The sequence below is a fragment of the Azospirillum sp. SYSU D00513 genome (genome assembly GCF_017356015.1).
Classification (GTDB): Bacteria; Pseudomonadota; Alphaproteobacteria; order Azospirillales; family Azospirillaceae; genus Azospirillum.
This window is the reverse complement of the sequence record NZ_JAFIQV010000022.1, coordinates 83,072-104,296: the sequence shown is the minus strand read 5'-3', so window position 1 is coordinate 104,296 and position 21,225 is coordinate 83,072. Positions and strand designations below refer to the sequence as shown.

General features: G+C 69.1%; 23 protein-coding genes and 1 pseudogene. 12 read left to right on the top strand and 12 right to left on the bottom strand.

From position 1 onward, the window contains the following. The first annotated feature begins 60 nt into the window (after positions 1-60). The 4 genes from JUB11_RS17405 to JUB11_RS17390 all read left to right on the top strand — a co-directional run bounded on the left by JUB11_RS17405 (position 61) and on the right by JUB11_RS17390 (position 4,685). Positions 61-1,095 (top strand): aldose epimerase family protein, encoded by a 1,035-nt coding sequence (locus JUB11_RS17405; protein WP_207459833.1) that lies wholly within the window; start codon positions 61-63, stop codon positions 1,093-1,095. Positions 1,096-1,189: 94 nt separating this feature from the next. Further along, on the top strand, positions 1,190-1,846 hold the full coding sequence (locus JUB11_RS17400) for a TetR/AcrR family transcriptional regulator (protein ID WP_207459832.1): 657 nt from the start codon (positions 1,190-1,192) through the stop codon (positions 1,844-1,846). 173 nt (positions 1,847-2,019) lie between these two features. Beyond that, on the top strand, positions 2,020-2,478 hold the full coding sequence (locus JUB11_RS17395; protein ID WP_207459831.1) for a (2Fe-2S)-binding protein: 459 nt from the start codon (positions 2,020-2,022) through the stop codon (positions 2,476-2,478). 2 nt (positions 2,479-2,480) lie between these two features. After that, positions 2,481-4,685, top strand: a complete 2,205-nt coding sequence (locus JUB11_RS17390) for a xanthine dehydrogenase family protein molybdopterin-binding subunit (RefSeq protein WP_207459830.1) — start codon at positions 2,481-2,483, stop codon at positions 4,683-4,685. 75 nt (positions 4,686-4,760) lie between these two features. On the opposite strand, the gene JUB11_RS17385 is transcribed toward JUB11_RS17390, so the two are convergent. Beyond that, positions 4,761-5,417, bottom strand: a complete 657-nt coding sequence (locus JUB11_RS17385; protein ID WP_207459829.1) for a hypothetical protein — start codon at positions 5,415-5,417, stop codon at positions 4,761-4,763. Between the two features lie 203 nt (positions 5,418-5,620). Here JUB11_RS17385 and JUB11_RS17380 point away from each other — a divergent pair, with 203 nt between their 5' ends. The 3 genes from JUB11_RS17380 to JUB11_RS17370 all read left to right on the top strand — a co-directional run bounded on the left by JUB11_RS17380 (position 5,621) and on the right by JUB11_RS17370 (position 8,041). Beyond that, positions 5,621-6,124: a hypothetical protein gene (locus tag JUB11_RS17380; RefSeq protein ID WP_207459828.1), complete on the top strand. Its 504-nt coding sequence runs from the start codon at positions 5,621-5,623 to the stop codon at positions 6,122-6,124. Positions 6,125-6,267: 143 nt separating this feature from the next. Then, positions 6,268-7,509: an ABC transporter substrate-binding protein gene (locus tag JUB11_RS17375; protein ID WP_247887131.1), complete on the top strand. Its 1,242-nt coding sequence runs from the start codon at positions 6,268-6,270 to the stop codon at positions 7,507-7,509. A gap of 112 nt (positions 7,510-7,621) precedes the next feature. Continuing rightward, complete coding sequence (locus tag JUB11_RS17370; protein ID WP_247887130.1) at positions 7,622-8,041, top strand: cupin domain-containing protein; 420 nt, start codon at positions 7,622-7,624, stop codon at positions 8,039-8,041. 4 nt (positions 8,042-8,045) lie between these two features. Here the strand turns inward: JUB11_RS17370 and JUB11_RS17365 are convergent, their stop codons facing one another. From JUB11_RS17365 to JUB11_RS17350, 5 genes and pseudogenes are all read right to left on the bottom strand, one after another. Then, positions 8,046-8,396 (bottom strand): hypothetical protein, encoded by a 351-nt coding sequence (locus JUB11_RS17365; RefSeq protein WP_207459825.1) that lies wholly within the window; start codon positions 8,394-8,396, stop codon positions 8,046-8,048. Then, positions 8,393-8,635 (bottom strand): annotated as a pseudogene (locus tag JUB11_RS32820) (DUF6516 family protein); the annotation flags it as partial. The pseudogene JUB11_RS32820 and the gene JUB11_RS17365, both read right to left, overlap by 4 nt. Positions 8,636-8,756: 121 nt before the next feature. Next, a complete protein-coding gene (locus JUB11_RS17360; protein WP_207459824.1) occupies positions 8,757-9,401 on the bottom strand; it encodes a hypothetical protein in 645 nt (214 codons plus the stop codon). A 134-nt stretch (positions 9,402-9,535) separates the two neighbouring features. Continuing rightward, the gene (locus JUB11_RS17355) at positions 9,536-9,844 is read right to left on the bottom strand and encodes a hypothetical protein (RefSeq protein WP_207459823.1); all 309 of its coding nucleotides are present in this window, start codon (positions 9,842-9,844) and stop codon (positions 9,536-9,538) included. A gap of 4 nt (positions 9,845-9,848) precedes the next feature. Beyond that, positions 9,849-10,880, bottom strand: a complete 1,032-nt coding sequence (locus tag JUB11_RS17350; RefSeq protein WP_247887128.1) for an ABC transporter substrate-binding protein — start codon at positions 10,878-10,880, stop codon at positions 9,849-9,851. A 192-nt stretch (positions 10,881-11,072) separates the two neighbouring features. Between JUB11_RS17350 and JUB11_RS17345 the strand changes: the two genes are divergently transcribed. After that, a complete protein-coding gene (locus tag JUB11_RS17345) occupies positions 11,073-11,402 on the top strand; it encodes a hypothetical protein (RefSeq protein WP_207459821.1) in 330 nt (109 codons plus the stop codon). A 100-nt stretch (positions 11,403-11,502) separates the two neighbouring features. On the opposite strand, the gene JUB11_RS17340 is transcribed toward JUB11_RS17345, so the two are convergent. The 5 genes from JUB11_RS17340 to JUB11_RS17320 all read right to left on the bottom strand — a co-directional run bounded on the left by JUB11_RS17340 (position 11,503) and on the right by JUB11_RS17320 (position 15,292). After that, positions 11,503-11,973, bottom strand: coding sequence for a MucR family transcriptional regulator (locus tag JUB11_RS17340; protein ID WP_207459820.1), 471 nt, complete (start codon positions 11,971-11,973; stop codon positions 11,503-11,505). 380 nt (positions 11,974-12,353) lie between these two features. Continuing rightward, a complete protein-coding gene (locus JUB11_RS17335) occupies positions 12,354-12,761 on the bottom strand; it encodes a hypothetical protein (protein WP_207459819.1) in 408 nt (135 codons plus the stop codon). Between the two features lie 74 nt (positions 12,762-12,835). Beyond that, positions 12,836-13,276: a hypothetical protein gene (locus JUB11_RS17330; protein ID WP_207459852.1), complete on the bottom strand. Its 441-nt coding sequence runs from the start codon at positions 13,274-13,276 to the stop codon at positions 12,836-12,838. A 118-nt stretch (positions 13,277-13,394) separates the two neighbouring features. Then, the gene (gene nosP, locus JUB11_RS17325) at positions 13,395-14,609 is read right to left on the bottom strand and encodes a nitric oxide-sensing protein NosP (RefSeq protein WP_207459818.1); all 1,215 of its coding nucleotides are present in this window, start codon (positions 14,607-14,609) and stop codon (positions 13,395-13,397) included. 239 nt (positions 14,610-14,848) lie between these two features. After that, a complete protein-coding gene (locus JUB11_RS17320; protein WP_207459817.1) occupies positions 14,849-15,292 on the bottom strand; it encodes a hypothetical protein in 444 nt (147 codons plus the stop codon). Positions 15,293-15,879: 587 nt separating this feature from the next. Between JUB11_RS17320 and JUB11_RS17315 the strand changes: the two genes are divergently transcribed. The 3 genes from JUB11_RS17315 (at position 15,880) to JUB11_RS17305 (ending at position 19,795) form a co-directional block, all read left to right on the top strand. Then, entirely contained in the window at positions 15,880-17,691 is a 1,812-nt protein-coding gene (locus JUB11_RS17315) for a methanol/ethanol family PQQ-dependent dehydrogenase (RefSeq protein ID WP_282189085.1), read from the top strand. A gap of 158 nt (positions 17,692-17,849) precedes the next feature. Next, positions 17,850-18,353: a c-type cytochrome gene (locus JUB11_RS17310; protein ID WP_247887127.1), complete on the top strand. Its 504-nt coding sequence runs from the start codon at positions 17,850-17,852 to the stop codon at positions 18,351-18,353. Between the two features lie 113 nt (positions 18,354-18,466). Then, complete coding sequence (locus JUB11_RS17305) at positions 18,467-19,795, top strand: quinoprotein dehydrogenase-associated putative ABC transporter substrate-binding protein (RefSeq protein WP_207459816.1); 1,329 nt, start codon at positions 18,467-18,469, stop codon at positions 19,793-19,795. Positions 19,796-19,829: 34 nt separating this feature from the next. On the opposite strand, the gene JUB11_RS17300 is transcribed toward JUB11_RS17305, so the two are convergent. Further along, entirely contained in the window at positions 19,830-20,450 is a 621-nt protein-coding gene (locus JUB11_RS17300; protein ID WP_247887126.1) for a hypothetical protein, read from the bottom strand. A gap of 66 nt (positions 20,451-20,516) precedes the next feature. On the opposite strand from JUB11_RS17300, the gene JUB11_RS17295 reads away from it, so the two are divergent. Further along, positions 20,517-21,023 (top strand): DUF3280 domain-containing protein, encoded by a 507-nt coding sequence (locus JUB11_RS17295; RefSeq protein ID WP_211112552.1) that lies wholly within the window; start codon positions 20,517-20,519, stop codon positions 21,021-21,023. Positions 21,024-21,225: the final 202 nt, after the last annotated feature.

Sequence of the window (21,225 nt, the reverse complement as noted above, 5' to 3'; positions counted from 1 at the left end):
GATTCCCGCCTCCGCTACAAGATGGAAAGCGTCCAGACACCGGAGCCGGGAGCGCCGAGCATGACCATCGAAGCCTTTTTCCTGCCCATGCCCGACGGCACAGTGGTGCCCGGCTTCGTCCTGACCAACGGGCGGGGCATGCGGGCGAAGCTCACCGCCTTCGGCGCGCGGCTGCTGGAGATGTGGGTGCCGGACCGCGACGGGAGGGCGGCGGACGTCGTGCTCGGCTTCGACACCCTGCCGGACTATCTGGCGAGCGACGCCTATTTCGGCGGGACCTGCGGCCGCTACGCCAACCGGGTCGCCGGCGGGCGCTTCACCTTGGACGGGACCGTCCACCAGCTCACCCGCAACGAGGGGGAGAACCAGCTGCATGGCGGTCCGCAGGGCTTCGACCGCCGGGTCTGGACCGCCGTCCCGCTGCCGCACCGCAACGCCGTGACCTTCTCGCTCCTCTCCCCGGACGGGGAGGAGGGCTATCCCGGCACCCTGACGGCCAGCGTGACCTACGGGCTCGCCGAGGACGCGCTGCACATCCGCATGACCGCGATGGCGGAGGAGGCAACCGTCGTCAACCTGGCCCATCACAGCTACTGGAACCTCGCCGGCCAGGGTTCGGGCGACATTCGGAGCCATCGGCTGGGCGTGCTGGGCGGCCACTGGCTGCCGGTGGACGAGGCTCTGATCCCGACGGGGGAACTCCGCCCCGTCGGGGGAACGCCCTTCGACCTGCGGCAGGGCCGCGCCATCGGCGAGGCGATCGGCGAGGTGGGCGGCATCGGCTTCGACCACAACTGGTGCCTGGACGGGGAGGCCGGCGAGGACGGCCTCCACTTGGCCGCCTGGCTGGAGGACCCGGCCTCGGGCCGCCGGCTCGATCTCTTCACGAACCAGCCCGGCCTCCAGGTCTACACGGGCGCCTACCTCACCGACCGGGTCGTGGGCAAGGGCGGGCGGCGCTATTGCCGGGAGGGCGGGATCGCGCTGGAGACGCAGCGCTACCCCGACGCCCCCAACCGCTGGCCGGCCATGGCGCGCCTCGATCCGGCGGAGGTCTACGAGCACCGGCAGCTCCTCCGTTTCTCGACGGTCTAAGGCGAGCGCCGGCGGCGCCGGGTCACGCCGCCCTTGCCCCGGCGGGACGATCCGGCCTATTGAGCGGCGGTCGCTCCGAATCGAAGGGCAACCGATGAAGAAGGGCAAGGACAAGCCGGAGGGTGCCGCCCGGCCCGCGCGGCGCATGCCGGGGGCCGAGGCGCAATCCTGCCTGCTCGACGCGGCGGTGGAGCTGTTCCACCGCGAGGGCGTGCGCGCCGTCGGCGTGGACGCCGTCGTCCGCCAGGCCGGCGTGAACAAGATGAGCCTGTACCGCCAGTTCGCCTCCAAGGACGAACTAGTCTCCGCCTACCTCCGGCGCAAGGACGAGGAGTTCTGGCGCTTCTGGGAGGACAGCCTGTCCCGCCATCCCGGCGACCCCCGCCGGCAGATGGTCCAGCTCTTCGTGGACATGGCGGCGAAGGCGGCGGCGCCCGGATACCGCGGCTGCCCCTTCGTCAACGTCGCGGCGGAGTTCCCCGATCCGGAACACCCGGTGCGGCTGCTGGTTATCGCGAACAAGGCCAAGCTGAACGAACGGCTCGCCGCCCTGGCCGAGAGCGCCGGGGCGGCCGACCCGCAATGGCTGGCGAGCGCGCTCGCCCTGCTGATCGAGGGGGCCTACGCGGCCAGCCAGACCTATGGCCCCGGCAACGGCCCCTTCGACGTGCTGCCGAGCGTGGCGGAACGGCTGATCGAGGCAGCCCTCCCGCCGAAGGATCCTTTTTCGGGGCCGGGCGGTCATCCATAGGGATCCGCCCGCCGGCCCGTGACCTTCCGGGGCCGCAAAGCGCTTGACATGTTACCGACCGGTACGTTCCTTTGGCCTCCGGGGGATGGACCGGCCGCGCCGTCCGATGGTCCGTGGGGGCGGACGATCGGGGCCAAGGGCCTAACGCCACGCCAAGAAGAGGGCAGGAACACATGATCCGCTTGAACATCAACGGCCAGGAGCGGGAGGTCGACGTTCCGGCCGACATGCCGCTGCTGTGGGTCCTGCGGGACGAGCTGAACATGACCGGCACGAAGTTCGGCTGCGGCATCGCCCAGTGCGGCGCCTGCACCGTGCACATCGACGGCACGCCCACGCGCTCCTGCGTGACGCCGGTCGAGGCCGCCGCCGGCACCGCCATCACGACCATCGAGGGCGTCCAGGGCAAGGCCGCCCAGGCCGTTCAGGCCGCCTGGCAGAAGATGGACGTCGTGCAGTGCGGCTATTGCCAGTCCGGCCAGATCATGAGCGCCATCGCGCTGGTGGCCGAGAACCAGAATCCGTCCGACGAGGACATCGACGCGGCGATGGACGGCAACGTCTGCCGATGCGCGACCTACCAGCGCATCCGGGCGGCCGTCAAGGACGCCGCCAAGACGATGAGGGCCTGACCATGCTGCACAACCTCATCAAGCAGGCCGCCGCCGACATCGCCGTCGCGGCCCCGTCCCGCCGCTCCGTCCTGATGGGCGGCGGCGCGCTCGTGCTCGGCGCCATGCTGCCGATCCGCGTTCGCGCGGAGGACGCCGCCGGCCCGAAGATCGTCGGCCCGACCGACCCGCGCCCGCACGCCTTCGTCCGCATCGCGGCGGACAACACGGTGACCGTGCTGGTCAAGCACCTGGACAAGGGCCAGGGCATCATGACCGGCCTCGCCACCATCGTGGCGGAGGAGCTGGACGCCGACTGGGCGCAGATGCGCGGCGAGTTCGCGCCGGCCAACGGCGAGCTGTACGCCAACCACATGTTCGGCATCCAGGGCACCGGCGGCTCGACCGCCGTGACCAACAGCTGGGACGAGCTGCGCATGGCCGGCGCCGCCGCCCGCGCCATGCTGGTCGCCACGGCGGCCCAGCGCTGGAGCGTTCCGGCCGCCGAGATCACGGTCGAGAAGGGCGTCGTTAAACACGCCAAGTCGGCCAAGTCCGCGACCTTCGGCGAGCTTGCCGAGGACGCCGCCAAGCAGCCGGTGCCGGCCAAGGTCACCTACAAGGATCCGGCAAGCTACAGCCTCATCGGCAACACGGCCCTGCACCGGCTCGACCACATCTCCAAGACCAACGGCACGGCGCAGTTCGCGCTGGACGTCCGGCGCCCGGGTCAGGTCACGGCGGTGCTCGCCCGCTCGCCCCGCTTCGGCGGCACGGTGAAGTCGGTGGACGACAAGGCCGCCCGCCAGGTCGCCGGCGTGATCGACGTGATCACCCTGCCCATCGGCGTGGCGGTAATCGCGAAGAACACCTGGGCCGCCATGCAGGGCCGCCAGGCGCTGACCGTCGAGTGGGACGACAGCAAGGCCGAGAAGCGCGGCACCGAGCAGATGATCGCCGACTACCGCGCGCTGGCCGACAAGCCCGGCGCCAAGGCGGCGGCCAAGGGCGACGCGGCCAAGGCGCTCGCCGGCGCGGCCAAGGTGGTGGAGGCGGAGTTCGTCTTCCCCTATCTGGCCCATGCCCCGATGGAGCCGCTGAACGCCACGGCCCAGCTGACCCAGGACGGCGGCTGCGAGATCTGGGCCGGGTCGCAGTTCCAGGGCGTCGAGCAGAAGGTCGCCGCCGGCGTGCTGGGCTGCAAGCCGGAGCAGGTGAAGATCAACACGCTGTGGGCCGGCGGCAGCTTCGGCCGCCGCGCCACGCCCGACGGCGACTACATCGCCGAGGCGGTGACCATCGCCAAGGCCTACCCCAAGGCGCCGGTCCATCTGGTCTGGACGCGCGAGGACGACATCCAGGGCGGCCGCTACCGCCCGCTGTTCCTGCACCGCATCAAGGCCGGCGTGGACGCGTCCGGCAAGATCGTCGGCTGGGACCAGCGCATCGTCGGGCAGAGCTTCATGGCCGGCACGCTGTTCGAGCCCTTCATGGTGAAGGACGGCGTCGATTCGACCGCCGTGGAGGGGGCCTCCGACATGGCCTACACCGTGCCGAACCTCGCGGTGGACTACCATCTGACCAAGTCGCCGGTGACGACGCTCTGGTGGCGGTCGGTGGGTCACACCCACACGGCCTACGCCAAGGAGGTCATGATCGACCAACTGGCCAAGGCGGCCGGCAAGGACCCCGTGGCCTTCCGCGCGGACATGCTCCAGGACCACCCGCGCCTGCTGGGCGTGCTGAAGCTGGCGGCGGAAAAGGCGGAATGGAGCAAGCCGCTGCCGCAGGGCCGCTTCCGCGGCGTCGCCGTGCATGAGAGCTTCGGCAGCTTCGTGGCCCATGTCGCCGAGATCAGCCTGAACGAGCGCCAGCAGATCAAGGTGGAGCGCGTCGTCGTCGCCATCGACTGCGGCCAGGTGATCAACCCCGACGTGGTGAAGGCCCAGATGGAGGGCGGCACCGGCTGGGGCATCGGCCACGCGCTGCGCGACCAGATCACCCTGACCGACGGCGTCGTGGACCAGACCAACTTCGATAGCTACGAGCCGATGCGCATGTCGGACATGCCGGTGGTCGAGGTGCACATGGTGCCCTCCACCCTCCGGCCGACCGGTGTCGGCGAGCCGGGCGTCCCCGGCGCCGCCCCGGCGGTCGCCAACGCCTACTTCTCGGCCACGGGCAAGGCCCTGCACGTGCTGCCCTTCGCGGGGGCCGGCGCGGTCTGACCGTGACGGTTCAGGGATGAGGCAAGGCCGGCCGGGACGCGACGCGCCCCGGCCGGTTCTGTCTTCAGGGTATGTTCAGCAGCCATTCAGCGCGCGGATGCGCTCGATCAGGTAGCCGTCGCCGATACCCCGGAGCGTCACGTCGGCCGCCCCGTCGCAGCGCCGGCCGCTGCGGTGTTCGTACGCGTAACGCACGCGGATCAGGTTCGCGTCGAGCCGGCCGATCCCAAGGATCTGCAAGGGCTCCCGCATGGCGCCGTAGAAGCGGTTCATGGAGTCGATTTCGAAGGGGCCGGCGTCGCGCTTCTCCGGGATCAGATAGGCGTTTGCGCGCTCCCCGTCGGCGCGGGAGAGCGCCGCGTAGAAGCCGCGCACCGTGGCCTCCGCGTCCGGCACGCCCGGCTCCCGCGGAAACGGTTGCGGCGCCGGGCGCGCGGCGGGATCGGCGGGCGGGGCCTGCATGGCCGCCGGCTGCGGCAGGCGCGGCGCCTCGGGAGACGGGCCGGGCGCCGGGACCGGCGCTGTTTCCGGTTCCATCGACGGCAGGGGAACGGGCCGGGGAGCCATCGGTGCGGTCGGCGGTGGCGTGTAGGACGGCGTGCTTTCCGGTGCGGGGGAGGTGGCGCGCGGGTAGAGGCGGATCGGCTGATCCTGCGCGGGCGCGGTCCCGGCGCCCGACACCATCCCCAGCCCCGCTCCCAGCAGGACCGTCCATCCGAAAACCCGACGCATCCCGCCACCTTTTCCGATCATTCCGCTTCCACCGTGAACATGATAGGGCGCGGGCCATTCCGGCCAAGTGGGCTTTTCGGCTCGGCTCCACCCGGTTTCGAACACCACGCTCTTTCCGGGCGGTACCCAGATCACCATCATGAGCGATTGCGCGGCGCGGCGCGGCGCGGCGCCGGAAGGAAGGGCGGGCAGGAAAGGAACGCATGGACGCCGGTCTCGCTCAGCGATGCTTTCATGAAATCGGCCACGCCGTCGTCGGGCTGCGGACCGGGCAGACGCTGCTGTATGTCCGCGTCGATCCGGCGGGGGCCGGGCGGCTGAACGGCGCCGCCTTCGAACGCGCGCGGCCGGCCGATCCGGCGGCGAGCCTGCATTACTGCGCGCGGCTTTACGGCGGCCGGGAGGCGGTCTCCCTGGCGGCCGCCGCCGGGCTGCTGCCGGCCGCGACCGACGCCGACCTCGGCTTCGCCGGTGCCCATCCCGACTGCGACGAGCGCCGGATCGCCGCGGAGATCGAACGCGCCGCCCTGGTCTGGGACCTCGTGCCCGAGGAGGCCCTGGACCGGGCGCGGCAAACCGCCCGCTCCATCCTGCGCCGCCACTGGCGCCCCGTGGTCCAGGCCGCTCGCCGCCTCCAGGCCTGCCACGCGCTGGGCGCCTGCGAGATCGAGGAGCTTATCGTCCAGGGCATGCCGGGCGGTCCGTGACCGGGGGCCGCAAACATCCGGCTTGATCGCGGATCATAAATGTCCGGGCAAGCTGTTTCCGCTTTGACTTGGACGGGCACAGGCCGGATCCTCCCGCGCATCGCTTGTGCCGCAGGGACTTTTTCGACATGGAAGACAAGGGAATGAAAACGGCCGGGCTCGGCCTGACGCGCCGCCAACTCGGCGGTGCCGCCGTCGCGGCGGGCACGTTGGCTGCCTTCGGCCGGGCGCCGGTGTTCGCGCAGGAGAAGGTGCTGAAGGTCGGCGTGCTCCTGCCGCGCTCGGGCCACCTGGCCCAGGCCGGGCAGGCCTGCCAGCGCGGCGCGGACATCGCGCCCGGCCTGCTGGCGGAGATGGGCCACAAGGTCGAGATCCTGTCGGCCGACACCGAATCCAACGCCGACGTCGCGCGTTCGCGCGCGGAGAAGCTGATCAACGACGGGGCCAACGTCATCGTCGGCGCCTTCGACAGCGGCCAGACCGCCGCCGCCGCCCAGGTCTGCGAGCAGCGCGGCGTCCCGCTGGTGATCAACGTCGCCTCGGCCGACAAGCTGACCGAGCAGGGCTACCGGACCGTCTTCCGCAACTTCCCCACCGCGACCATGGTCGTGTCGAACGGCATGGCGCTGACCAAGGATCTGTTCGCCGCCACCGGCACGACCGCGAAGACGGCGGTCTATCTGCACGCCAACGACACCTTCGGCATGGCCAACAAGGCCGCCATCGACGCGCTGCTGCCGGGGCTGGACATGCCTTTCCAGCTCGTCCAGTCCATCGCCTACGACCCCAAGGCGCAGGATCTCGCGGTGGAGGTGGCGAAGGCCAAGGCGACGGGCGCCGACCTCGCCATCGTGACCACCCGCGCCAACGACGCGATCATGCTGGTGCGCGAGATGGTCAAGCAGCGCTGGGAGCCGAGCGCCATCGTTTCCCCCGGTTCGCCGGGCATGTTCGACGAGCAGTTCTACAAGGTGCTGGGCAAGTATTCGGATTATGCCATCACCAACCTGCCCTGGTACGACCCCAACCGCGACCTGACCAAGCGGGTCATCGCCGCCTTCGGCAAGCGCTTCCCCAACGACCGTTTCGAGGGCTACGCCTTCAACGTGGCCTTCACCTTCGAGGCGATCCTGGTCGCCGCCGACGCTTTCAAGCGCGCCGGCTCCGCCGAACCCGCCGCCATGCTGGAGGCGCTGCGCCGGACCAACCTGACCGACAAGCTGATGGTCGGACCGGCGATCACCTTCGACGAGAAGGGCCAGAACCCGCAGATCGTTTCGGCCTGCGTGCAGAACCGCAACCAGCGCCCGACCGTCGTCCTGCCCAAGGGCTCGGCGGAGATGGAACCGGTCTTCCCGGTGCCGGGCTGGGCCAAGCGCGCCTGACCGCCGCGCCGCAGGGCTCCCGGTCCGTCCGCTCGACAGGGCCAAGGAACAGGGAGCCCGCTTGCGCATTATCCCTGCGCGGCGTGAGCGCTGCGGTTGGAAGGGGATGGAAATGCGGAACCAGCTCGTGCGGCTCGACCATGGCCTGATCGACGCCGATGGCGGCAAGCCGGCGGTCTTCGGCGCCGTGGCCTCCGGCAGCCCCACCGAGGTGTCCATCAACGTCTTCGACGACCCGACCAAGCGTTTCGGCTGCGGCGTCTGGCAATGCAGCGTCGGCGTGGTGGAGATGAAGGACTGGCCCTACGACGAGCTGTGCGTCCTGCTCGCCGGGCGGGTGGTCATCACGCCGGCCGGCGGTGAGCCGCAGGAGTACCGGCAGGGCGACGCCTTCGCCATCCCCAAGGGCTTCACCGGCACCTGGGACATCCGGGAAACCATCCGCAAATACTACGCGATCCAGCGCCACAACAGCGCGCTGGACCGCATCAAGGGCAAGCTGAACCGGCTGAGGGGCAAGCTGCCCTTCTGACCCATCACAGGGCGATGGCCGTGCGGATCTCGTTATAATCGACGCGGACGCCCTCGGCCGTTCGTTCGATCAGGCCTGCGGCAGCCAGTTCCTCGACGTCTTCCCGCACCCGCTTGTAATCGCGGCCCAAAGCGCGCGCCAGTTCCGCCACGGATGCCGCCGGCTGGCCATGAACGACGCGCAGCAGTTCGACTCGCTTCGGCGTCAGCACCGCCGCCAGCCCGGCCCAGCTTTCGAACGTGACATGGGTTTCCGGCTCGAAAGTTTCACCGCGCTCGCCACGCTCCCAGGCGTCGATGAAGCGCTGGGCCGCTTTGCCGATGTCCTCGCCGGAATGCAGGGTCAACTTGCTCATGGTGAACCTCGGGCTGTTTCGACATCGGCCAGAAAGTCGGCCACCAGCTTGTGAACGGATATGAACATATAGGGCGTCTCCTCGCCGTGGAGATGCCTGTGATCGCCTTTACCTCGTTCATTGTCGTATCTGACGACGCGCACGCCATCACGGCCATAGAACAGGCTGTACTTGAATGGGTGCCGGCTTACTGGAACCGGAGACGGCACCCGCCAGAGCTTCATTTGAAGAATGCCCCCATCATCGAAACGGCGTTTTTCATGATGGAGAAGCTAGGCCTTCATAGGGCATAGAATGCCCCATCGCCGAAGGGGCATCAAGCGCCCGAATAGGGCGTTCCATACCCTATGGCAGGAAGCCTCAATGCAGCGTCGGCCGGGCGCGGTGCGCGCGCACCGTGGAGAGGCAGAAGGCGTGCCAGAACAGTTCCAGCAGCAGGGCGGGGATGCCGGGCGCTTCCTGACCGGGCAGGGGCTGCACCCTGGCGGCGTGGGCGAGCGCGGCGGTCGCCGCGTTGGCGCTGGCCTGCACGGCCGGGCCGACCATCTCCAGCGTCCGGGCGAGTGCTGCGGCGTCGAAGCGGACCGACGCAGGCGCCGCGGTCATCTCGGCGGCACCATTGCGCACGCGGCCGACGGCGATGTAGGCGTCGAGCAGATCCTCCCGCGCTTCCGGCCGCAGCACGGCGGCGATCACGCGGCTGCCGGTGAGCGGGCCGGTGCCGTCGAACTCGAACAGGACGGCGCGCTCCGCCTGCCGTGCCGTGGCGAGTGCGGTGACCTTGTCGCCCAGCCCCTTTGCCGACAGCCGGGCGGCCTCGTCGAACAGCTCCGGCTGGGCGCCGCCCTCGCTGTGAATGACGAGCGGCCCGTCGGTCAGCGCCAGGGTGGCGAGCAGCCGCGCCAGCGAATCGACCGTCACGGTCGGTTCCACGGCTTCCTTCTGCTCGATCAATTCGGCTCCCTTGCGGAGCATCACCTCGGCAAAGCTGATGTCGCCGTCCAACGCGTCTCTCCTTCAGCGGTCCGCCGAACCGATACCGTCCGCCGGACCTGTCTCCAGTCCTTAGCCCTATGTGGACGATCCGGATGCCCCCGGCAAGCCGCATCCGGAAAGCCGGGGGCGCGTCCCCCGCGCTCTCATGCCCGCATGTAGGCCCAGCCCGCAGCCTGCGCCTCGGCGATCTCAACCACCGCCGCATCCACGCGGCGCAGCCCGTCCGGCAGGGGCCGGTCGAGGCGGGACAGGCTGTTGCCGCACAGAAGCAGCAGCGGGTCGGTCGCGGGGTCCGGCTGGTCGAGTGCCGCGGCCACGGCCTCCCCGTTCGCGACGATGCGGACCTCGGCGTCCGGACGGGCGGCCAGCAGGTTCGCGGCGTTGCGCCTGGCCCGCGTCAGGGCGGCCGCCGTGGGCGCGTGGATCAGCAGGCGTAGCGCCGCGTCCGCCATCGGCTCAACCCTTCGTCACGGCGTCGTAGAAGGACAGGTCGAACAGCGAATCCACCTCGACCGGGTTGGCGAGCTGCCCCAGCGTCTGCTGGAAGGCCTGCATGCTCCGCGTGGGCTCCATGATGGCGCGAGGATCCTCGGTGAAGGTCGTCGCGCCGGAGGTCAGGGCCTCGCGCAGCAGGGCCGGTTCGATCAGCCCCTGGCCGATGAAGGCGGCGACGTGGGCCGCCGTGCGGTCGGGCTCCTCCCTGGCGAAGCGGGTGGCGCGGACATGCAGCCGGACCAGCTCGGTCACGGCGTCCCGGTCGCGGGCGATCGTCTGCTCCGTCACGGCGAGGATCGCGCCGGGCTGGCCTGGGAACAGGTCACCGGCCGCGGCGACGATCCGCGCGTCGGGAAGGCGGCTGCGCACGATGGTCAGGATCGGCTCCAGGATCGAGGCGCCGTCCACGGCCCCCGCCAGCAGCCCCTGCTGCACCTGCTGTTCGCCCATGCCGACGATCTCGATGTGCTCCGCCGGGATGCCGGCCCGCTCGCGCACCCAGTAGCGCAGCACCGTGTCCGGCACCGAGCCGGCCGGCAGGGTGGCGATCTTCGCCGGCCGGCCCTGGGTCCGGCGGAACTCCGCGAAGGCCTGGGCGGCCGTCGGCGCCGAGGCGGCGGCCGAGGCCAGCGCGCCGCGCCCGATCAGGGCCACCTGGTCGACGACGTTGGCCGCGACGATCTTCAGCGGGATGCCCTTGGACCGGGCCACCATGGCCGGCCCGATGCCGACATAGGCGACGTCCAGCGTGCCGGAGGCGAGGGCCTGCACCATGGCCGGCCCGGACTGGAAGCTCGTCGTCTCCAGCTCCAGCCCGGCTTGCCGCGCCCAGCCCTCGCCGCTCAGCACGAACAGCTGGGTCATGGGGATGATCGGGATGTAGCCGACGCGCAGGCGCGTGGCGGCCAGCGCCCTTCCGGGAAGGGCGGCGGAAAGGGCGGCCGCGCCGGACAGCGCGGCGGCGGAGGCCAGAAGGCCGCGGCGGGAGATCATGGGAACCGTCCTATCCTCAAATGCGTGTGGAGGGGTGCGCCATTGCGACGGTGCCGGACGTTCCTGCGCCCGCCCATCGGTGGATCGGTCTACGTCCTCTGGGGCCATACGTTCCGGCCCGCTGGATTGTTATCTTCAAAGGAAACAGCGAAAGGGGACGGAACCGTGGCCACGCGACCGACACATCCGGACATGCCTTCCGCGGACGCCACCTTCGGGCGCGCCGCTCTGAGCGAATTGCAGGAGGCGGAAGCCGCCTGCCGCGGCCTGTGGCGCAGCTACACGGCCAGCTCGGCCGCCGCGGCCAAGGCGGGTGACGCCTACCGCGCCGCGCAGTGCTCCTTCGCTCATTACAACATCCTCCAGGGGCTCTGGGCCGCGCACGAGGCCGCCCTGGAACGGCAGCAGGCCGCCCACGCCTCCCTGGAGGGCGCGCGCCGGCGCTTGGAGGACCTGCGCGTGCGCGCGGGCCTGCACGACGCCGCCAGCGCCTTCGCCCAGCTCGGCGCCTCCCCCTACTGAGGGCATCGCTCGGGATATGAATCCGACGCGGCGGCCTTTCGGCCGCCGCGTCGTTCCGAACCACCGTACACAGACAACGCCCGCAGGGGCAGGGCGCCGGTCAGGCGGCCTTGCGGCGGCCCCGCTTCGCGGCGGCCGGGGGCGGCGTCTCTTCGGCGGGCTTGCGGCCGAGGCCGATCTGCTTGGCGAACTCGCTGCGGCGGGCGGCGTAGTTCGGCGCGACCATCGGGTAGTCCGCCGGCAGGCCCCACTTCACCCGGTATTCCTCCGGAGTCATGTCGTAGGTCGTGCGAAGATAGCGCTTCAGCATCTTCAGCTTCTTGCCGTCTTCCAGGCAGACGATGTAATCGGGCGTCACCGACTTCTTGATCGGAACAGCCGGGCGCAGTTCCACTGGTTCCGGAACCGGCTGATTAGTGCCAGCCAAGCTGCTGTGCACCGAGCGGATGAGATTGGGAAGATCCGCGATGGCAACCTGATTGGCGCGCACGTAAGAAGCGACGATCTGGCCGGTCATGGTGACCAGATCGGGGCCCTGCGCATCACGGGAACGAAGGTCGTTGTCCTGCATGTCTCTGTCCTTTTGCGGGCGGGCTGCCCTGTTGTGGTGTCCGGTTTTGATTCGCCGAATGCGAGATCAGGAGTCGGTTGCATCAGTTACTTGTACACCGCATCCCATAGAAAAGAACAGCTGTCAAACGCTAATCGTTGCGTCCAGTGTTGTAGTATGACCGTTTTCGTAGGTAACCAAGGCGCAGAGCGGATCAGACGAGTCCGTGTGGCTGCCCGCCGCTTACCTTGGCCGAAGCTGGAGCGCCAAGCGAAAGGACAGGATAAGGAAGGATCGGCGGAAATGCCGGAAGACGGCCTTCTTGATTCGCGGGCCGCGTTTTGGCGCCGGATCTGGACATTACAGGCGGATTTGTCCGGAAATGCGGGGCGAGACGGCCCTCAGGCAGGTTTCCGGAAGAGCGCTTCGGCAGCGGCGAAAGGATCGGCGGTTGATTCGTGGGGCCGGAGGCCGGTGATTTCCGCGACGGAGGCGGCGATGTGCGCCAGGGTTGCCGTGCGGTCGGCGCCGTCGGGCCGCGCGAGGTCGCCGAGGTAGTTCTTCACGGCCTGCAACAGGGCCGCCTGGCCGCTCAGGCCATGGACGCGGCCTCCGGCCGCGGCGAAATAGCGGCGCTCGGCCGCGTCGGCCCGGACGCGGCTCTCGACGGCGCGCAGGACCGCGTCCCGGTGCCGCTGGTCGGACAGAAGATCGAGCGCCACCGCCACCGGATCGCCGTTCCGGCGGCTGCCGGCCGGCGTGCGTGCGTGCCGCTGCAGGCCCTGGAGCCTGCCGAAAGAGTAACTCATCTGTAACTCTCGATTGGTTCTTGTCGATTCGAGGCGCTCTGGACTGCGCTTCTTCCGGGTCTTCTCCTGCCTCGTCAGGCCGGATAGGAACCCTGGAACAAATCGCCCAAAGCTTTTCTCTTGAATGCAGTAATGCGCGAATGACGGCGGTGTTCCTCACGCCGGTGCAAAGGGCGGCATCTTTGGCAGAGGATCAGATTCACGGCGGCGCCCGTGTCATCGAGGGCGCTTTGCCGGAGACTCGCCGCGAGGACCACCTTCAGATGCTGGACATGGCTGTAATCGACGATGTCCGGCCAGGGCGCCTGGACACCCTGGGCGTCCCGCCAGGTCCCGCCTTCCCCGTCGAACCAGCGGCCGTCCGGCAGGCAGCGCACCTGCCGGTTGTGCGGGCGCGCGCAGCGCTCACAGCGGTGGCCGGTCTCGATGGGATGAGCGTTCCGGCCGGAGCGGTGGGCGCCGGAGTCGGGTCGATCGAAGGGAGGCAACTGCATATCGCGCAGCGAAGTGAACATGCCGCCAAATATAGCGTGCGCACGGCGCTTTGTGAATCCGGCAAATAGGCGTCCGCCAAGTCTCGCGCACGAATATCCATGATTGTCCGGCTTGACAGGCGCCAAGCCGGACCGCGGCTCACGCCTTGCCGATGGCGATGCCGGTCAGTGTCTGGCTCGTGTGCATGTTGTTGAACTGCTCGCCATAGGTGTTGAAGCCGAGGACACCGTGGCGGACGAGAATGTCGGAGATCTGCCGGTTCAGTTGCCGGTGCTCGATTTCGAGTCGGCGAAGGACGCAGTCGAAGGCGAGCACGATGTCGGGCTCGCCCACGTCTTCGTGCAGCGACTGGAGTTGGGCTTCGAGATTGGCGGCGATGTCGATGCTGTTGCCGGCGGTGAGGACCACCCCTTCGTCGATGGCGCAGTAGAAGATCAGGCCGCCGTCCTCCTCGACCTTCTGGATCGAGCGCACATAGTGATTTCCGCCGACGCGGACGAGGACGGGATGGCTCGCGAACACCGCCGGGCACAGCTCGTCACGGCCGACTCCGACGAGCCGCGCGTATTCGTCGGCCGCGGGTTCCGCGTTGATTTCCCGGACGAGGCGGCGGCTCGGGTCGGCCGAGGTGATGACCATCTTCGTCCCGGTCGGGGTGAAGTGCTGGGTCTGGAAGACATGGAACGGGCGCGTGGTGCCGACCAGCAGGACGAGTGCCGCGTTGGTGTGGAACCGGCCGTTGCACAGCACGAGGGAACGCTCGAAGCCCAGGCTGTCGCCGGCCGAGCCGCCCACGAGCGGGATGCTGCCCAGCTCGGCGTAGAGCGCGCTGACGAGCATCTCCTCCTTCCGGCTCATCCCGTCCACCAGCATGATGGCGAAGCTGTTCTCGCCCAGGCGCGACGGGCTGGGCGACGCCGTCCAGGCCTCCCCCAGCAGGGAATGGACGAGGTCGCGGCTGTTGGCGAGTTCGAAGTTGGAGAGCTGGTCGATCAGCGCGCTCTTCACCGTGAAGGCGCCGCGCGGGAAACCGACAGCCGTGATGGAATGGCTCGTGTAGCCGACCGGGGCGACCTCGCCCGCCGTGGTGCAGCCGAAGAGCGGCGTCTCGCCGAAGGAGGAGCGCAGGGCCGAGGCCAGCGCCTCCGGGTCATAGTCGGGCGAGCAGAAGATGAGGACCGCCTCGACGTCGGCACCGCCCGCCGTCCGCGCCAGCGCCTCCGCCGCGCGCACCGGATCGGTCTCGTCGGTCCAGCCGCGCCGGACGCCCGGGCCGGGGTCGCGGACCGCGGACGCCACGGGGGCGGAGGAGGCGTGCTGGGGCGATGCGGGGCTGTCGGTCTGTGTCTGCATGATGTGGCCACCGTCGGGAAGGCTTGTCCGGCCCGCGCCGGGAGCGCGGAACGGAGGGCTGTACAGAGTCCGATCAAAGGGACGGCATTGCAAGGGCTTGGTCGGGGCCGCCTGAGCCGGCCGGCGCCGGAGGAACCCGCAATGGGGTGTTCCGGAAACGGCTGCGGGGCGGCGCCGTCCGGGCGAACCCGGATAGCGCCGCCCCGCAGGGGTGACCGGTGGTCAGAAACGGACGCGCGTCAGCGGCCGAGCACGCGGGACAGAACCTCCGTGCCCGTCTTGCTCAGGACGACGCCGTCGTTGGGGCAGGAGCCGAGCTGGCAGCCGACGACCGCCATGCGGAAGGCCTGCGGCGACAGGTTTCCGGCCTTGCCGGAGGTGAAGGCGCGGTCGAGCGCGGTGCCCTGCACCGTACCGCGGACCTGGCCCGATCCGTCGAGGAAGAGTTCGGAGAAGAGGGCGCGGTTGTCGCGCACGAACTTCTCGGCGAGGCTGGACGAACCGGCGGCGGCCGGACGGCTCTGCTGCGCCGGGGCCGCCGGAGCGCGGGCGGCCGTGGCGGCGCCGTTGCCGTCGGGGCGGCTTGCCGGGAAGGGGGTCACGTTCGGGCTGCTGCCGGCCGCCGGCGCGCCGCCGCCCAAGACCTGGCGGATGAACGTCGTTGCGCGCTGCAAGAGACTCATAAGCACTTCCTCCCATAATGCACGCCTGCCCGTGCAGGCATTTTTGCGCATGATGATATGGGGCGGCGGGTGAGCACAAGCACGAATTGTTCTCAAAGCGGAGCGAGGACGGATCCAAACGGTCTGGATTCCGCTGGGCGGGCGGGGAAACACCGTGGTTTCCACAGCCGGATGCCGCCTCGGGGTGGCCGGGAAGGGTGCGGCATCGCGCCGCGCCCGGCCGCCCTGGGGCAAAGGGCCGCTTGTCCTTCCCGTAAGGGACAGCTTGAGGTCGGCAGGCGCTACTTTCGTATCATAAGGTCCTTTCGGCACCGGTTTCTGCTCAAAAAACGACCATTTTTGGCGCAAAAAGGCAAAAAAGCCGGCCTTACGTCATAAGCGTACTATGCCCAATGGCGGGTCGTCTATGCGCACGCCGAGCTTGTTGGAGACACAAACAAATTGTAGGGTCTGTCTTCAGTGTCCGGGCATGAACCGCTGACGCTGGTCGGTGCCGGTGACGCTCGATGGTCTTTCGGTAAGAGGCTTCCGGCCTTTTCGCCTGCGACCCTTGCGAAGCGCGATAGAAAGATATGGGAGGAAGCGTGATGAAGCCGTTTCTGCGGAGTCTCCTGGTTACCGCCGCCATGTGCGCGGCGACGACCGCCTACGCGAACGACAGTGTTCTGAAGAATCAGAAGGATCCGAACAACTGGGCGCTCCAGCTCGGCGACTATGCCGGCCAGCGCTACAGCACGCTGAACCAGATCACCCGCGACAACGTCAAGGACCTGCGCGTCGCCTGGAGCTTCTCCACCGGCGTCCTGCGCGGTCACGAGGGCGGGCCGATCGTGATCGGCGACACCATGTTCATCCACACGCCGTTCCCCAACACGGTGTACGCGCTCGACCTGAACGACAGGGGCCGGGTCAAGTGGAAGTATGAGCCGAAGCAGGACGCCGCCGCCATCCCGGTGATGTGCTGCGACACGGTCAACCGCGGCGTCGCGGTCGCCGACGGCAAGGTCTTCCTGGCCCAGGCCGACAACAACCTCGTGGCGCTCGACGCCGAGAACGGCAAGGTCCTCTGGAAGACGTCGAACGGCGACATCTCCAAGGGCGAGACCATGACCGCCGCCCCGCTGGTGGTGAAGGACAAGGTCCTGGTCGGCATCTCCGGCGGTGAGTTCGGTGTCCGCGGCCACCTGACGGCCTACGATATCAACACCGGCAAGATGGCCTGGCGCGCCATGTCGACCGGCCCCGACAAGGACGTGATGATCGATCCGTCCAAGACGCTGATGCTCGGCAAGCCGATCGGCGAGGCGGACCTGGGCGTGAAGACCTGGCCGAACGACGGCTGGAAGCTCGGCGGCGGCACCACGTGGGGCTGGACCACCTACGACCCCGAACTGGACCTGATCTACTACGGCACCGGCAACCCCGGCACCTGGAACCCGACCCAGCGCACCAAGGACGGCAAGCCGGCCGACAACAAGTGGTCGATGACCATCTTCGCCCGTGACCCGGACACCGGCGAGGCCAAGTGGGTCTACCAGAAGACGCCCTTCGACGAGTGGGACTACGACGGCGTCAACGAGAACATCCTCGCCGACATCAACATCGACGGCAAGCAGCGCAAGGTTCTCGTCAACTTCGACCGCAACGGCTTCGCCTACACGATCGACCGCACCAACGGCGAGCTGCTGAAGGCCGCCAAGTTCGACCCGAAGGTCAACTGGGCGACCGGCGTGGACATGAAGACGGGCCGTCCGCAGACCGTCGAGAAGTTCAGCACCTTCGCCAACGGCGAGGACACCAACAGCCAGGGCATCTGCCCGGCGGCGCTCGGCAGCAAGGACCAGCAGCCGGCCTCCTTCTCGCCGCAGACCGGCCTGTTCTACGTTCCGACGAACCACATCTGCATGGACTACGAGCCGTTCGAGGTCTCGTATTCGGCGGGCCAGCCCTACGTCGGCGCGACGCTGAGCATGTACCCGGCGCCGGAGTCGCACGGCGGCATGGGCAACTTCATCGCCTATGACGCGGCGGCCGGCAAGATCGTGTGGTCGAAGCCCGAGCAGTTCGCGGTCTGGAGCGGTGCGCTCACCACCGCCGGCGGCGTTGGCTTCTACGGCACGCTCGAGGGTTACCTGAAGGCCTTCGACCTGAAGGACGGCAAGGAGCTGTACTCCTTCAAGACCCCGTCGGGCATCATCGGCAACGTCAACACCTACCAGCACAAGGGCAAGCAGTACGTCGCCGTGCTGTCGGGCATCGGCGGCTGGGCGGGCATCGGTCTGGCCGCTGGCCTGACCAACTCGACCGACGGCCTCGGCGCCGTGGGCGCGCACTCCAGCCTCGGCGACTACACCCAGCTGGGTGGCGTGCTGACGGTCTTCGAAGTGCCGTCCAAGTAATCCCGGTCCCCTGACCGAACCGGACTGGATGGGCGCCGATGCAACCCGCGTCGGCGCCCATTTCTGCCGGGATATCATCAACAGCAACGCGCAGACATGGTGCGCGCGGGGACACCCGATGGACGGGTCCCCTTTTGTGCGCGCGAGGAGACGCCTACATGCTTTCTCACCACTTGAAGCTTCTCACCATCGCAAGCTTCGCCATCGTCCTTTCCGCCGGCGCCGTGACGATGCAGCCGTCCGCCCACGCCGAGGAGACCAAGCCGGCCGCCGACCAGACCGCCCAGGCCCAGCCCGCGGCTGGCGAGGAGGAGGATCTGGTCGATGCCGACGGCGTGCCGCAGTACATCGTCAAGGACGGCAAGGTCGATAAGGGCACCTACAACGGCTATCGCCGCTATTCGGCGACCTGCCACGTCTGCCACGGCCCCGACGGCGCCGGCTCGACCTTCGCGCCCGCGCTGGTCGACTCCCTGAAGCGGATGGATTACTGGGCCTTCACCGACACGGTCACCAACGGCCGCGCCAACGGCGCCAGCGTGATGCCGGCCTTTGGCACCGACCCGAACGTGATGAACCACCTCGGCGACATCTACCGCTACCTCAAGGCCCGCTCCGACGAGAAGATCGGCCGCGGCCGCCCGGAGCGGTTCAAGTCCTGATGCGCTTATCCGGACGGCCCCCCGGGGCCGTCCGGAACCCGTTCGCCGGGACCGGCGCGACCCCCGGTCCCGGACCCGTCCCCAGTCCGGGGACCCGGCGCCAAGGGGGCCACATGACACGCCCATCCATACTCGTCCTGTCGGCGATGCTGCTGGCGGGCGCCGCCACCGTCGGTTCCGCAGGGACCGTTTCCGCCGCCACCGCGGGGGCGGGCGAGGGGATCCCGCAGGACGTCCTGCGCGTCTGCGCCGACCCCAACCTGCTTCCCTATTCCAACGAGCGCGGCGAGGGGTTCGAGAACCGCATCGCACAGCTGATCGCGGACGAACTCAAGATCCCCATCAGCTACACCTGGGCTCCGCAGACCTTCGGCTTCGTCCGCAACACGCTGGGCGCGCGCCGGTGCGACCTCGTGATGGGCACGGCGGTCGGCGAAGAGCTGATGCAGAACAGCAATCCCTATTACCGCTCGACCTATTCGCTGATCTACCGGACGAACTCGCCGATCAAGGCGAAGGACCTGTCGGACCCGCTGCTGCGCAAGGCGCGGATCGGCGTGATCGAGAAGACGCCGCCGGCGGCGGCGCTGCTGCGCGCGGCGATCCTGCAGATCGTTCCCTACCAGCTCAACACCGATACCCGCGTCAACCATCCGGCCGAGCAGGCGGTCGCCGACGTCGCCAACGGCGAGACGGACGCCGCCGTGATCTGGGGACCCATCGCCGGCTATTTCGCCACGCGCCAGAAGGTGCCGCTGACGGTCGTGCCCCTGCCCGAGAACCGGTTCGCCCGGCTTCACTACATGATCTCCATGGGCATCCGCCCGGACGAGCCGGACTGGAAGCACTGGCTGAACGAGTTCATCGAGCGCCGCCGCCCGGACATCGAGCGCATCCTGACCGAATACGGCGTGCCGCTGGTGAACGCGGACGGCACCATCAAGGCCGCCTCCCTCGCGGTCCCCGAGCCGGACGGCTACCGCATGGACGGCTACCAGTCGCCCACTCCGGCCGGCCTGCGCGGGGCGGAGACGGTGACGGCCGAGCGCGTCGAAGCGCTCGCGAAGGAGGGCGCCCTCCTGCTCGACGTGCTGCCGAACCCGCCGAAGCCGGAGGGCCTCGCCGAGGGCACCAAATGGGTGCCGAAGCCGCATCTCAGCATTCCCGGCGCGCATTGGCTGCCCAACATCGGGCATGGCGCGCTCTCGGCGGAGCAGGAGGGCTATTTCCGCGCCAACCTGGAACGGCTCACCGGCGGCGACCGTTCGAAGCCGGTGGTGTTCTTCTGCAAGCCCGACTGCTGGATGTCCTGGAACGCGGCCAAGCGCGCGGTCGACTGGGGTTACGGCAACGTCAAATGGTTCCGCGATGGGATCGGCGGCTGGGAAGAGGCGGGGCACTCCCTTGCCGAACTCCGGCCGGAGGCCCCGGCGGTCCATTGACGGCCGGGCCGCCCGCCGGGACCGCCGGAGCGGGTTACTGGAGCTGGTAGGAGATCAGCCGGGCGAGCGTGCCGAGCCGCTGTTCCATCAGGACCGGCTGCTCGCAGACGGCGGGAAGGGCGCGCTGCCGGGTGTTCAGCACGCGGCGGTCGAAGGCGATGGCGTCGGACAGGCCCTTTGCCTTCGGATCCTCGGGCGGAAGGGCGTCGAGCTGCCTGAGATTGGCGGCGATGCGCTCACGCACCGCGCGTTGCTGCTGGGCGTAGCGGCGGATCGCGCCGATGGCCTCGCTCCGCTCCTCGTTCAACGTCTCGTAGACGCCCTTGAAGAGCAGGGCCAGCGTCTCGTCGCGGTTGGCGCCGGCGCCCTCGGCCAGGGACTGGATCTCCGGCTCCAGCGCATCGGGCGAGGATGAGGCCGCCGCGCGGGACACCAGCCCCTGGATCTTCGGATCGGAGCGCCAGTCCGCCTTCAGCCCGTCGAGCGGCGGGCCGGCCCAGACGGAGGCCGCCGACAGTTCGGGGACGAAGACCTGGACGCAGGGCCAGTCCGGGTCCTTCTGATGCGCCGGCTGCGCGTTCGCCGGGCCACACAGGCCCGCGGCGAACAGGCCGAGCGCGACGCGGAAGGCAAGGTGAGTGGCAAGTTGTTTCATGGCCCGATTGTGCAGTGGCCGGAAGGGTCAGGCCAGCCAATTTTGCGAAGAGCGGAGATGCGGAACATGGGTGCCAAAGGTCTTGGAACGATCCTCGCGGGCGTGGCCGCCGCCTCGGCCCTGTGGGCGGGCGCGGCCTGGGCCGGTCCGCGCACGATGGTCTTCGACATGGAACTGGTGGACACCAGCGGCGAGGGCGTCCTGCCCGGCCATGCCGACCGCATCGAGCGGACGAGCGAGGCCTTTCGCCGGAGCCTGGCGGAGGCGGGCTACGAGGTGATGGATCCGGCCAAGACGGCCGACGCCGTGCCGGCCGACGTCAGCATCCACAACTGCAACGGCTGCGAGATCGACATCGGGCGGGAGACCGGGGCGCAGCTCGTGGCGACCGGCTACGTGCACAAGGTCAGCACGCTGATCCTCTCGGTCACTCTGGAGATCGAGGATGTCGCGACCGGCAAGCCGGTGGCGACGGGCGTCGCCGACATCCGCGGCGACAACGACCGCGCCTGGATCCACGGCGTCACCTGGCTCGTGAAGAACAGGCTGGCCGCCGCCGCGAAGGCCCCCTGACGGTACTTTCGGACGGGGGCAACACCCTGTCGCGCCAAGGGTTTCTCCGATAAATATGTGGCAATGGCGTCGGGATGCGGGCCATACTGCGGCCAACGAACCGCAGGGAACCCGCCGGGTTTATGCCGCCCGGGCCGGTAGGCGGGTCCGGACAGGCGAAGGCCGGAGAACACGGTCGCCGGAAAACACGGTTCGAATGGGA